Annotated in this window: 9 protein-coding genes; 6 read left to right on the top strand and 3 right to left on the bottom strand. The window is 68.3% G+C overall.

The window, feature by feature from the left end; genetic code table 11:
* Positions 1-2: 2 nt before the first annotated feature.
* Positions 3-1685, bottom strand: coding sequence for a metallophosphoesterase (locus ACGGCP_RS17495; protein ID WP_392967312.1), 1683 nt, complete (start codon positions 1683-1685; stop codon positions 3-5).
* Between the two features lie 85 nt (positions 1686-1770).
* On the opposite strand from ACGGCP_RS17495, the gene ACGGCP_RS17490 reads away from it, so the two are divergent.
* The gene (locus ACGGCP_RS17490) at positions 1771-2244 is read left to right on the top strand and encodes a GNAT family N-acetyltransferase (protein ID WP_392967310.1); all 474 of its coding nucleotides are present in this window, start codon (positions 1771-1773) and stop codon (positions 2242-2244) included.
* Here the strand turns inward: ACGGCP_RS17490 and ACGGCP_RS17485 are convergent.
* Both ACGGCP_RS17485 and ACGGCP_RS17480 read right to left on the bottom strand, forming a co-directional pair.
* Positions 2234-2680: a low temperature requirement protein A gene (locus ACGGCP_RS17485; protein ID WP_392967308.1), complete on the bottom strand. Its 447-nt coding sequence runs from the start codon at positions 2678-2680 to the stop codon at positions 2234-2236. The genes ACGGCP_RS17490 and ACGGCP_RS17485 overlap by 11 nt on opposite strands.
* A 91-nt stretch (positions 2681-2771) precedes the next feature.
* On the bottom strand, positions 2772-6236 hold the full coding sequence (locus ACGGCP_RS17480) for a putative Ig domain-containing protein (protein ID WP_392967306.1): 3465 nt from the start codon (positions 6234-6236) through the stop codon (positions 2772-2774).
* Positions 6237-6554: 318 nt separating this feature from the next.
* On the opposite strand from ACGGCP_RS17480, the gene ACGGCP_RS17475 reads away from it, so the two are divergent.
* The 5 genes from ACGGCP_RS17475 to ACGGCP_RS17455 all read left to right on the top strand — a co-directional run bounded on the left by ACGGCP_RS17475 (position 6555) and on the right by ACGGCP_RS17455 (position 12033).
* Positions 6555-7562: a hydroxyacid dehydrogenase gene (locus ACGGCP_RS17475; protein ID WP_392967304.1), complete on the top strand. Its 1008-nt coding sequence runs from the start codon at positions 6555-6557 to the stop codon at positions 7560-7562.
* Positions 7563-7857: 295 nt separating this feature from the next.
* Positions 7858-9525, top strand: coding sequence for a twin-arginine translocation signal domain-containing protein (locus ACGGCP_RS17470; RefSeq protein WP_392967302.1), 1668 nt, complete (start codon positions 7858-7860; stop codon positions 9523-9525).
* Positions 9522-10499, top strand: a complete 978-nt coding sequence (locus tag ACGGCP_RS17465) for an ABC transporter permease (RefSeq protein WP_392967300.1) — start codon at positions 9522-9524, stop codon at positions 10497-10499. The genes ACGGCP_RS17470 and ACGGCP_RS17465 overlap by 4 nt, the downstream gene beginning before the upstream one ends.
* Positions 10499-11401 (top strand): carbohydrate ABC transporter permease, encoded by a 903-nt coding sequence (locus ACGGCP_RS17460; RefSeq protein WP_392967298.1) that lies wholly within the window; start codon positions 10499-10501, stop codon positions 11399-11401. The genes ACGGCP_RS17465 and ACGGCP_RS17460 overlap by 1 nt, the downstream gene beginning before the upstream one ends.
* Positions 11402-11658: 257 nt before the next feature.
* Positions 11659-12033 (top strand): hypothetical protein, encoded by a 375-nt coding sequence (locus tag ACGGCP_RS17455; RefSeq protein ID WP_392967296.1) that lies wholly within the window; start codon positions 11659-11661, stop codon positions 12031-12033.
* Positions 12034-12154 lie beyond the last annotated feature (121 nt).

Genomic DNA, 12154 nt, shown 5'->3' with positions numbered 1-12154 from the left:
GGTCAGTCGCGGACGCCGAACCACTCGCCCGCCTGGGCGACGAGGCGGCGCACCGGGTGCTGCGGCGGCAGCTCGGAGCGGCGCGGCCCCGGGTGCAGGGCCGCGAAACCGGGCTCGATCAGTCGCGGCTTGAGCGGGTCGACGGGCTTGATCCACGACGCCCTGGCGTCCCCGTCCGGGTCGGCGACCCAGCGGCGGCCCACCCGGTCGAGGCCGACCGGGTACACGGTGGCGCCGTCCGCGCCGACCCTGATCCGCAGGAAGCACTTCTGGTCGATGACGCTCATGCCCGCGAACAGCTCGTTCGCGTTGACACCCAAGCGGTTCGCGACCACCAGGTACAGGCCCACGAGCCAGGTCCCGACGAGCCCCGCCACGGGCAGGTACGCGAGGTAGGTCCACAGGCTCACGTCGTCGAACATCGTGATGACCTGCGCCCCGCCCCACCACAGGGCCACCTGCACGAAGCCGTGCAGGCCGCCGAGCACGTAGTGCCGCGAGGTGCGGCGCCCCTGCCCCGGGTGGGCGAAGCCGACGCCCGCGCCGAGGAGCACCGCCGTGACCGCCACGAACGTGCCCGTTCCCTCCAGGATGGACACCGTCGCGATGAGGCCCACGACCGCCATGAGGGCGACGAACCCCCGGTTCAGCCACGGCAGCCGCGCGAAGATCCCGAACGCGTACCCCATCGACTTCGCCTTCGACGGGTACTCCTTCGTGAGCCGGTAGTCCCGTTCGCGCGCATCGGGTTCGGGCACCGACTTGCGCGGCGCCGTCAGGTCGTCGGGGAGGGTGTGCGTCGGCGACAGGTACGCCCCGCCGCCCCCGGCCGTCACCAGGTGCCGCGAGCCGTCGACCTCCTCGTAGTGCGCGTAGTGGTGCCGGTCCCCGGTGAGGACGAGCGGCACGCGGGCCCCGCGCGGCACCACCACGTCCCTGATGAAGTGGTCGATCCGGTCGAACGAGCGCGGATCGTCCTCCGTCCACAGCCACGACGGCTGCGGCACGCACAGGATCACCTGGTCGCCCTCGCGCATCCGCTCCGCCGCGTGCCGGAAGTACTCGATCTGCGTCTGGTCCAGGTGCGTGTCGAACTGGGCGTCCACCGCGAACAGCCACCACCGGTGCGGCAGCTCCAACGCGAAATAGGACCGCTTCTGCGCGGTCTTGTACCCGCCCACCGACCGGCCCTCGGTGAACTGCCGCGCGAACGCCGTCAGACCGTCGAACCAGTCGTGGTTCCCCGGGATCGCGTACAGCGACACCGGATGCGACGGGTTCGCCGCCTCGTACGGGCCCTTCATCCGCTGCTCGTACTCGAGCCAGTCCCCCGCCGGGTACACCTCGTCGCCGCCCATGACGAGCACCGAGCCGCGCGGCAGCCGCTCCCCGCCGACCTCGATGTGGTCCTGCGCGAGCAGGTACGCGACCGAATAGGTGGCGTTGAAACCGTCGCCGACGTCCGCGACGTAGTCGATCCACAGCTCGTCGGTGTCGGCGTGGTTGTACACGCCCTGCGGGCGGCCGCCGATGATCTCGCGCTTGTCCACATAGCCGCCGAAGACCCGCGCGAGCCCGAACCGCATGCTCGTGTCCAGGAGCGTGCGCGGCGACAGCCAGCGCACGGGCCCCTGCGGCCGGAAACGGAGCTGCTCGGGACTGAGGTCCTTGGGGCGGTGGGACATAGACCACATCATGGCACGTTCTGCGCGCCAGCGGTACCCGCGAAAGGGGTGGGCGGAGGCGGGGGCGCGGCCGTAAGCTCCCGGCATGACGAACGCACGCCACGCCGACCTCGGCGACATCGACGAGATCATCCGCCTCCGCGAAGTGATGCTCGCGCCCTGGTTCGACATGGGCGACACGGGATGGAAGGCCGAGACGGCCGCGATCCTGCACCGCCGCCTCGACGAGCCGAAGCCGAGCATGGCCGTCACCGTGGTGGAGGCCCCGGACGGCTCGGGGCGGCTGGCGGCTTGCGCGACCGGGGTGATCAGCGAGCGGCTGCCGAACCCGGTGAACCCGTCGGGGCGGTACGGGTGGATCTTCAACGTGGTCACCGACGAGCAGTGGCGCAAGCGCGGCTACAGCCGCTTGTGCACGACGGCGCTCCTGGACTGGTTCGCCGACCAGAGCGTGCAGGTGCTGGAGCTGCTCGCGTCCGAGCAGGGCAGGGGGCTGTACGAGGAGCTCGGGTTCAGCGTCTCGGAGGAGCCGGCGATGCGGCTGAACACTAGTCGTTGACGCTCATCGACGGGAGCCGGAACCAGCCCGAGGCGGCGAGCAGGAGCAGCAGGAGCACCGCGAGGGCGAGGGCGGCGAGCACCAGCGCGGGCAGTGCGAAGGCGATGAGCGCGATCACGGCGAGGGACGCGAGCGCCAGGATCCGTGAGACCGCGACGCGTCCGCTGGCCGCGCGCCGGGCGGCCAGGTCGCCGAGGAGGAAGAGCGCGGGGCCGCCGAGGACGGCGGCGATGGTGGCGGCGTCGGCGTTGCCCCAGGGGTCGGTGAGGACGAGTGCGACGCCTGCGATGACCGTGAGGCCGCCGGTGGCCATCAGGGCGAGGGCGAGCGGGTGGCCGCCGTGCGCCTTGTCGTCGTCGGCTTGCACGGCCCGCACGTCGAAGTAGAGCTTGCAGAGGACCGCGACGGTCGCGAGTCCGATTCCGATGACGCCCACCGCACCACCTCCTGATCGGTTCACCCGAATCTAGCGGGAAAGGGCGGCCGGAGTCGGAACTCCGGCCGCCCTTCGCTGTGGTGGACGGTCGCTAGCCGAGGGTGCCGTGGAGGCGGAGTTCGGCGATGTCGATGAGGGCGCCGTTGGCGATGCGCAGGTAGCGGTAGCTCTCGGCGTCGTCGGCCGGGAGGTTCTGCCACGAGAGCGTCTTGAAGGACGGGTCGGTCAGGGTGGTCCAGTTCTGGAGGTCGTTCGAGCCTTGCAGGACGAGGTCGTCCATGCGGACCAGGCCGTTGTTGTCCTGGCGGGCAAGGAGGTCGAAGCGTTCGGCGGTGACCTGGTTGTCGGCGCCGAAGTCCCAGATCAGGTAGAACCGGCCGTCGACGGCGGCCACGTCGCTGAAGGTGGCGGGGTTGCCGTCGAGCATCAGCGCGGCGTGGGCGGCCTTGGCGGTGTCGGCGGTGCCGTCGGCTTTGACGACCTGGGCTGCGGCGAGGTCGACGAGGTCGCGTTCGTCGGTGCCGTAGAGGGCGGTGCCGTCGGTGGTGCCGTGGATCGCGGCGGCGGCTGTGCCGTCCTCTGTGGTGTGTTCGATCGCGACGTCGAGGATCCCGCCGCCAGTGATCTCGGCGAGGGTGCCGGTGGCCGTCCAGGACAGGGAGTCCGCGCTGGTCGCCGCGAGCTCCTGGCCGCCGATCGTGACGGCGACATCGGTGATCGGCTTGGCGCTGGTGAACGTCACGGTGACGGCGTCGCCGCTGGTGACCTTGCCCGCCAAGGCGTCAGATGAGGCGACGGAGACGTCGGTGATGTCGCCGGGGACTTCGGAGCGTTCGCCGAAGACGCGGAACTCGCCGATGGACCAGATGCCCGGGTAGGCCGGGTCGATCGGGATGCCCGGGTTGTCGACCTGGATCTTCAGGTAGCGGAACTCCTTGCCGCGCTGTTCGGCGACGACCGGGATGGTCTCCATGTCGTTGGTCTCGGCGGTCTCGCGTTCGGTGAGGAGCGTCCAGCTGCTGCCGTCGTTGGAGCCGTACACGTTGGTGCCCTGCGAGCGCATCGGGAACGAGTAGCGGGCCTGGAAGCCGAATTCGTCGGCCGCGACCCGGTACTGGGTGCCGAAGTCGAGGGTGAACGACGCGGTGCGGAGGTCCCCGGCGTGGCTGGTGCTGTCGCCGTCGGCGAGCGCGTCGACCGCTCCGGTGCTGATGCCCACGGGGGCGACGGCGTCGGTGTAGTCGAGCGAGCCGTCCGCGAGGTGCGGGTTGAGCAGTTCGAGCGCTTCGATCGCTTCGATCAGGGCCTCGAACGCGGTGCGGAACTCGGCGTCGGTGCCCTCCCCGGCGGCCTGCTCGGCGGCGGCGAGCGCGGCGTCGTAGGGCTCGCGGGTGGCGGTGGTGTAGACCGCGCCCTCCTCGGTGCCGTCGGCGACGGCGGCGTCGATCATCTTGGGCTTGTTCTTGGCGACGTAGAGGTCGAAGGTGCGGGCGGCGACGGCCTGGCCGTCGTCGGCGACGATCTGGATCTCGTTGGAGCCCTGGTCGTGCCGTGTCGGCTTCCAGGTGACGGTGCCCGTGGCGGCGTCGAGGGTCGCGCCCCGGGGCAGGTCGGCGGCGGTGTAGGCGGGTGCGCCGCCGGCGTCGGCCGCGCCGAGTTCGAAGGTGGAGGTCGCGTTGGGCCACAGGTAGTAGCGGTCGCGGGTCTGCTCGAACGCGGGCGGGGTCAGCTGGGTCTGGGCGTTGAACATGAGGGCGTCGAGGTCGACGTGCGCGCCGTCGCCGCTGACGCGGTAGAAGTGGGTGTTGAGCCCGCCCGCGGGGTAGGTGACGTACCGCCATTCGCCTTGCGTGTCGGGCAGTTCGATGCGGGCCATGGTCTTGGGGTCGGTCTCGTCCTCGTTGCGGGGGTCGGCCTCCTCCTTGTCGAGGACTTCGAGGACGGCGGGGCCGTCGGTGCGCACGAGCACGCCCATGCGGCTGCCGCCGGGGAACATGATGCGGGAGACGACGCTGGTGGTGCCGTCCTCGTCGGCGGTGGCGCGGGCGAAGGTCGTGCCGCCTTCGGTGATGATCTCGGTGCCGTCGTCGAGCGGGATGGCGTAGTGGCCGAAGGTGAGCGCCGTGTCCTCCACAGTGGTGGGCTGGGTTCCGGCGAGTTCGGGCGGGAACGCGACCCAGTACTCGATGCTCTTGTCGCCCGGGGCCCAGAAGTTCTGGACGCCGGTGCCGTAGTTGTAGAACGGCCCGTCCATGCGCTCGTGGAGGAGGGCGAGGTTCGGGGCCTCGGCGGCGACGTCGACGCCTTCCTTGTACGTGTACTGGTAGTACAGCTCGGAGAGGGCGTTGAAGATCCGGCCGCGGTAGGCCTGGGAGATGGTTCCGCCGGTCTCGCGCTCGTCGACCCAGGGGGTGTGCTGGCCCATCATGAAGCCCGCGAAGGCGTCGGCGCCTTCGAGGAGGCGGTTGCCGAGGAAGCCGTAGGCGGTGACGGCGTCGTCGGCGGTGGAGACGGTGCCGTCGACGGGGTCGATCCTGGTGCCCTGCACGTCGAGGAAGCGCGCGAGGGCGGCGAAGTTGTCGATGTTGCATTCGGCGTGGGCCTGGTCGCGGCCCATCTCGCGCAGCTGCGTGAACTCCTCGCCGTACGGGTTGAGCGGGTCGTCGGCGGCGATGACCTGGATCTGCTCGGCGAGGGAGCCGTTGATGTAGTTATCGAACGTCGAGTTGACGGTGAACCACTCGACGCCTTCGGCGTAGCCCGCGGCGTCGTCGGCGTAGATCGCGGTGGCGATGCGGCCGTAGAGGCCGAAGTTGTGCTGGTTCATCCACTTCTCGTTGGAGAAGTTGAAGACGTCGACGATCGGGTTCGCGAAGTTCCCGAGGAGCTTCTCGTCGTCGGCGGCGGTCCATGCGACGCTGTAGCCGTCCTGCGTGCCGGGGGTGTCGTCGGCGAGCGGGTCGGTGGCGCGGATGATCTCGGCGGCCATGAGGAACTGCGAGAGCGGCTTGCCGGTGTGGATGTGCGCGTCGGGGAAGTACGCGTACCCGTCGGGCTTCATGTTCGACCAGGTGCGCAGGCCCATGATCGCGCCCTTGCGGTACACCTCGTCGCCGGTCATCGTCCACAGTAGCGCCTGGGTGAGGACGCCGAAGGAGTCGCGGGTGAGGCGGTTGCGCATGCCGCCCTGGGTGAACGTGTCGGTGACGGGGACGTCGGGTCTGCCGCGCACCATGTTGTCGACGGTGTAACCGGCGGCGGCCCAGGGCCGGACCTGCGTCATCGCGTCGAAGTAGGAGGCCCAGGGCTCCTGACCGGAGCGGACCATCTCCTGGGCGTTGCGGAGGTCGTCGGCGGTGAGGCCCACGCCGGGGTGCACGAATCCGGCGTCGCTCACGGTCTCGTGGATCGCGACGACGTTGGCGGTGAGCAGGTCGTCGTAGGACGTTTCGGCTTGCGCCGCTTGGGGGACGGCGGCGACCGCCGCTATCCCCGCGGTCAGCGCGGCGGTGAGCGCGGTGAGGCGCGGCCGCTTTCGTTGCCCGACTTGCGTCATTGCAGGCGTCCTTTCTCAGGGGCGGGGCAGCTGGATATGGGAATCCGTCAATGCGGACCCTAACCGCTGCGGAAGCGAGAATCAAGGCTCTGGCAGATAACGCTATCTCTTCGATCCGAGCGCGCCCGAGACCCGGCCACGGCCGGTTACCGAATCGTTATTTCTTTCTATAACGTTGTCTACCAGGAAGATCAAAGCCATCTCCGGGCCCGTCGGCGTCAAGTGATGGAGATTGGTCGATGCGGAGGTCTCGACAAACCGCGATCTGAGATCTAACTTAGAAACCGATATCTATCCGGCGACCCCGAAGGACCCCGAGTGGCACCACGACCTCGCGCACTCCTGGCCATGGACCCCGTGTTCCTCCACCAGCTCTTCCCCGAGCCGCTCATGCGGCGCCTGTCGGCCGTGCTCGACTTCGACCCCGAGTTCATCGCCCGGGACTACACCGACCCCGCCGCGAAGGCCGCGCTCGCCGAAGCCGAGGTGGTCGTCTCCTCCTGGGGCGCACCGCTCCTGGCCGACGACGTCCTCGCCGAAGCACCCAAGCTCAAGGCGGTGCTGCACGCCGCGGGCACCGTCAAATGGATCATCGGCAAGGCCGGCTGGGAGCGGGGCCTGGCCGTCTCCAGCTCCTCGGGCGCGAACGCCCTGCCCGTGGCCGAGTACACGCTCGCCGCGATCCTCCTGGCGGGCAAGGGCATCTTCCAGCTCCGCGAGGACTTCCGCAAGGAGCGCACCTTCACCCTGGGCTACGTCCACCCCGAGGTCGGCAACTTCGGCCGCACCATCGGCCTCGTCGGCGCCTCCAAGATCGGGCGGCGCGTCGCGGAACTCCTGCGGCCCTTCGACTTCACCGTCCTGCTCGCCGACCCGTACGTGGACGAGGCCGAGGCGACCGCGCTCGGCGCCGAGCTCGTCGCGCTCGACGACCTCGCGGCCCGCGCCGACATCGTCAGCGTCCACGCCCCCGACCTCCCCGAGACCGAGCACCTCATCAACGCCGACCGCCTGGCGCTCATGCGCGACGGCACCGTCGTGGTCAACACCGCGCGCGGCCGCCTCGTCGACACCGACGCGCTCACCGCAGAAGTGCTCAGCGGCCGCCTCGCCGCGGTCATCGACGTCACCCACCCCGAGCCGCTCCCCGCGCACTCCCCGCTCTACGACCTCCCGAACGTCTTCCTCACCCCGCACGTCGCCGGCTCGCACGGCAACGAGCTGTCCCGCATGGGCCTGTTCATGGTCGAGGACGCCGAGCGGTACGCCGCGGGCGAACCGCTCCTCCACCGCGTGGACCCGACGACCCTCGAAAGACAGGCCTGATAGAAACCGTTATCCATTCGATTTGCGACCAGCGGCGACCTCGCCGAACCAGCATCCAGACGGCAACGAATTGGCATCATCCTGCTAATACGTTGCGGCGCAAGTAAACACAACTCACCGGGAACCGAGAATCCGGGACACGAAGCATTGACTGATTTCCATGCCCAGTGATACCGTTATCTCCCCGGCGACCTGGAACAAGACCCGGCAGGCCATCCCTCCCGGTCGCCGCCATAACCTTCACAGCAGCCACATCCCTCACCCCTGTATCAACGTTGATTTAAGGAGGCCCCTCATGGTCGAATTCAACCGCCGCAAGTTCCTCGGCGCCGTCGGTGCGGCCGGAGCAGCAGCCGCGGTCGGCACCACCGCAGCCGGATGCTCCGAGAACGCGGGCGGCGCGGCGGGCGGCGACTACGACATGCCCACGTACCAGCCCGCCCCCGACCTCGACGTCCAGCCGTACTACGCGACTGAGACCGACGGCATGGAGAACGTCTACACCGAGTACCCCAAGGAGTACTTCAAGTCGGTGGAGCGCGAGCCCGGCTCCGGCGGCACCGTCACCAGCTTCCAGCTCACCTGGGGCGACCCGTCCAAGCCCCTGGACGAGAACCCGTACTGGCAGGAGCTCAACGAGCGCCTCGGCGTGAGCTTCGAGCCGCAGTTCGTGCCCCAGCCGGTGTTCGACCAGAAGTTCGCGACGATGCTCGCCTCCGGCGAGGTCCCGGACCTGGTGTTCGTCAACGACCAGTCCGCGGTCAACCTCCAGGGCATCCGCGACGGCGCGTTCGCCGACCTCTCCGAGACGCTCTCGGGCGACAACATCCTCAAGTGGCCCAACCTCGCCGCCCGCAAGGAGGAGATCTGGCAGGCCAGCCTCAAGGACGGCCGCATCTACCAGATCCCCTCGATCGTCTGGGCGCTCACCAACCTGCCCACGATGCGCACCGACCTGGTCGACCAGACCTCGATCGGCCGCGCCCCCAAGGACGCCGACGAGCTGTTCACCATGCTCAAGGAGGTGTCGGCGCTCGGCACCGGCCCCGGCGGCCAGAAGGTCTACGGGCTCAACAAGTACGACGCCCACCCCGGCACCGCCTCGATGTTCCAGCGGCTGTTCAAGACCGGCCCCGAATGGCAGCTCAACGGCGACGGCGACCTCGTCCACATCACCCAGACCGAGAACTACAAGGCCATGCTCGAATGGCTCGCGCGGGCCTGGGCCGAGGGCATCTTCGACCCGGTCTCCATGTCCCCCACCCCGACCGACATCGTCTCCGGCGCGGCCCTGCGCTACGACGCCGTCGGCGCTGCGATCGGCGCGACCGGCCTGTCCCAGTGGGAGGCCGACCTGCCGGGCGCGAAGTACGACTTCTTCGACATGCCCGGCTTCGACGGCTCCGACCAGCTCGTCGTCCGCAACATCCCCTACGGCAAGTCGACCTGCGTCTCCGCCGCCGCGGCCGAGGACGAGGACCGGCTCACCGAGATCCTCAACGTCCTCGACTACTTCTCGGCCCCGTTCGGCTCGGAAGAAGCCCTCTTCATCGGCTCCGGCCAGCAGGGACGCCACTTCGAATTCGACGAGTTCGGCATGCCCGTCACGAACATGGACAACATCACCGAGCTCGGCGTGCAGTACGTGGGCGTCTCCTCCGGCGACAACTCCTACCGCATCCACCCCAACGCCGCACCATGGGCCGACTCCTTCGTCACCGTCATGGAGTCCATGGCCCAGAAGTCGATCGCGCGGCCGCTCGAAGGCCTCGAAGCCGCCTCGCAGACGTTCGTCACCAAGGGCGCCCAGCTGAAGCAGCTGTGGACCGACTTCGAGAACGGCGTCATCACCGGCCGCGAGAGCGTCGACGACCTGGAGTCGTTCGCCTCCAACTACATGTCGCAGGGCGGCACGCAGGTCAAGGACGAGTACACCCAGGCCCTCAAGGACGCCGGCAAGTGAGCGTCACCGCCGAGAAGGCCGGCCCCGCGACCCGCACCGAGCGGGTCGCGGGGCCGCCCGCGCCCAAGCGCAAGACCACACTGCGCCAACGCATCTGGCGCGAACGCTGGTCCTACACGTTCATCGTCCCCGGGGCGCTGTTCTTCCTGGTGTTCGCGTACGTGCCGATGCTCGGCAACGTCATCGCGTTCCAGGACTACTCGCCGTTCCGCGGCATCGAGGGCTCGCCGTGGGTCGGCATGGCCAACTTCAACGCGATCTGGACCGACCCCGAGATCCTGCAGGCCCTGCGCAACACGCTCATCATCGCGGTGTTGCAGCTGGTCTTCGCGTTCCCGGCCCCCATCGCCCTCGCGCTCCTGCTCAACTCGCTCATCTCCGACCGCGTCAAGCGCTTCGTCCAGACCGTGGTCTACCTGCCGCACTTCCTGTCCTGGGTCATCGTCATCTCCGTGTGGCAGCAGGTCCTGGGCGGCGGCGGACTCGTCGCCGGGATCCTCGACGGGATGGGGATGCCGGGGTTCGACGCGATGACGAACGCCGACACCTTCAAGATCCTCGTCGTCCTCCAGGGCATGTGGAAGGACGTCGGCTGGGGCACGATCATCTTCTTCGCCGCCATCGCGGGCATCCCCTCGGACCGCTACGAGGCGGCGGCGATCGACGGCGCGACGCACTGGCAGCGGACCTGGCACATCACGCTGCCCGCGCTCGTGCCCGTGGCGACGCTCCTGCTCATCCTCAACATCGGGTCGATCCTCACCGTCGGCTTCGAGCAACTGCTGCTCCAACAGCCCATGGTCGGCGCCGCGGCCGCCCAGGTGCTCGACACGTTCGTCTACTTCCGCGGCGTCCTCGGCGGCCAATGGGGCGTCGCCACCGCCGCGGGCCTGCTCAAGGGCGTCATCGGCACCATCCTGGTGCTCTCGGCGAACCGCCTCGCCAAGCGCATGGGCGGAGAGGGGATCTTCTGATGACATCACTCGCCAAGGGCCACACCGGCATCCCGCCGTGGATGAGCCCACCCTCGATCTGGGTCAGGGCCGTCAAGGCGATCGTGATCGTGCTGATCGTGATCACGATGATCTACCCGCTGGTGTACGTCATCGCGATGAGCTTCGCCGCGCCCGCTCAAGCCCGCGCCGGAGTGGTCTTCCCGACCGAGTTCTCGCTGGACGCCTACCGGGCGATCTTCAACGGCGGCACCGTCACCCAGGGCCTGATGAACTCGTTCTACATCACCGTCGTCGGCACGCTGCTCTCGCTGGCCGCGACCTCGATGCTCGCCTGGGGCCTGGCTCGCACTCGCCAGGTCCCAGGTGCCAAGGCGGTCCTCATCATGGTCCTGGCGACCATGTTCTTCGGCGCGGGCATCATCCCGAACTTCATGCTCATCAAGTACCTCGGTCTCCTGGACTCGACCTGGTCGCTGATCATCCCGGGCCTCATCTCGGCCTTCAACATGATCGTCATCAGGAACTTCTTCCAGGGCCTCCCAGAGGAACTCATCGAAGCCGCGAGGATCGACGGAGCAGGCGAATGGCGGATCTTCCTCCAGATCGTCCTGCCGCTCTCCAAACCCGTGCTAGCGGTCATGGGCCTGTTCTACGCAGTGGGCTACTGGAACACGTACTTCAACGCGCTCCTCTACATCAACGACAGCGAGAAGTGGCCCATCCAAGTGGTCCTCCAGCAGTACGTCCTCGCGGGCGTCGCCATCCCGGGCGCAGTGGTCTCCCCCGACCAGCCCCCGCCCCCCGGCGTCACCCTCCAGATGGCGGTCATCGTCCTCGCCACCGTCCCCATCCTCATCGTCTACCCGTTCCTCCAGCGCTACTTCACCTCCGGAGTCCTCACTGGAGCCATCAAAGGCTGAGAACAAGGGGCCGGTCACCGCAAAAAGCGGCGACCGGCCCTGACTTTTCTGTTTTTGTAGGGTTCGGCGATGGCGCGCCGCTTACGGGCGCGAACGTGTCGCTTACGCTGCAGCGGTTTTCAGAGGCAGGTCGTGGAAGTCCTACAAATTCTGAACCGTTCAAACCTGGACTTCACTATAGGTGTTGTTGACTTCACTTAAAGTGATGCATAGATTCTCCTTCGACCGGCAACCCACCGATCGATTCCGGAGGAACCATGAACTGCCGCAAAGACTTCAGCGACGTTCCCACCCAACTTTCGCCCCGCCAGGCCGTTTCGTACTCGACCTTCTTCCTGCATGTGCTGACAGGGCGCAAATCTGCCGCTGAAGCCCGGCTGCTCGCCACCGACGCCGGATGGACCGCTTTCACCAGGGTGCGGCGCCGGGTGCCGACACGGTTCCGCCAAGTCCGGGTGGTCGACGCCAAATGCCCGACCCGCGATGCCACCGAGATCGTCGCGATGGTCGAGAACGGCAGTGCGCACCAGGCGATGACGTTCACGTTCCGTGCGACAAGGCACGGTTGGCGGCTTGACCATTGCGACCTCATCCATGCCAACCGGCGGCACCGGCCCATGCACCGGCTCTAGTCCACGAGACGGCCCCCGGCGCTTCAGGCGGTTTCTAGGGGTGGTTGCAACACCGCTGGTTAGTCGCTGTCGGCCAGGAGCCTAGCAAGACGCTCGGCTGGGGTTTCCCAGCCGAGCGTTT

Source organism: Glycomyces sp. NPDC048151 (assembly GCF_043202775.1).
Lineage (GTDB): Bacteria > Actinomycetota > Actinomycetes > Mycobacteriales > Micromonosporaceae > Glycomyces.
The sequence above is the reverse complement of the archived record's forward strand: the minus strand, read 5'-3'. Positions and strand labels throughout refer to the sequence as shown.

Bases quoted from the DNA above. Each gene is read 5' to 3' on its own strand.
- ACGGCP_RS17495 (WP_392967312.1), bottom strand. From the start codon at position 1,685: ATGTCCCACCGCCCCAAGGACCTCAGTCCCGAGCAGCTCCGTTTCCGG.
- ACGGCP_RS17490 (WP_392967310.1), top strand. From the start codon at position 1,771: ATGACGAACGCACGCCACGCCGACCTCGGCGACATCGACGAGATCATC.
- ACGGCP_RS17480 (WP_392967306.1), bottom strand. From the start codon at position 6,236: ATGACGCAAGTCGGGCAACGAAAGCGGCCGCGCCTCACCGCGCTCACC.
- ACGGCP_RS17470 (WP_392967302.1), top strand. From the start codon at position 7,858: ATGGTCGAATTCAACCGCCGCAAGTTCCTCGGCGCCGTCGGTGCGGCC.
- ACGGCP_RS17460 (WP_392967298.1), top strand. From the start codon at position 10,499: ATGACATCACTCGCCAAGGGCCACACCGGCATCCCGCCGTGGATGAGC.
- ACGGCP_RS17455 (WP_392967296.1), top strand. From the start codon at position 11,659: ATGAACTGCCGCAAAGACTTCAGCGACGTTCCCACCCAACTTTCGCCC.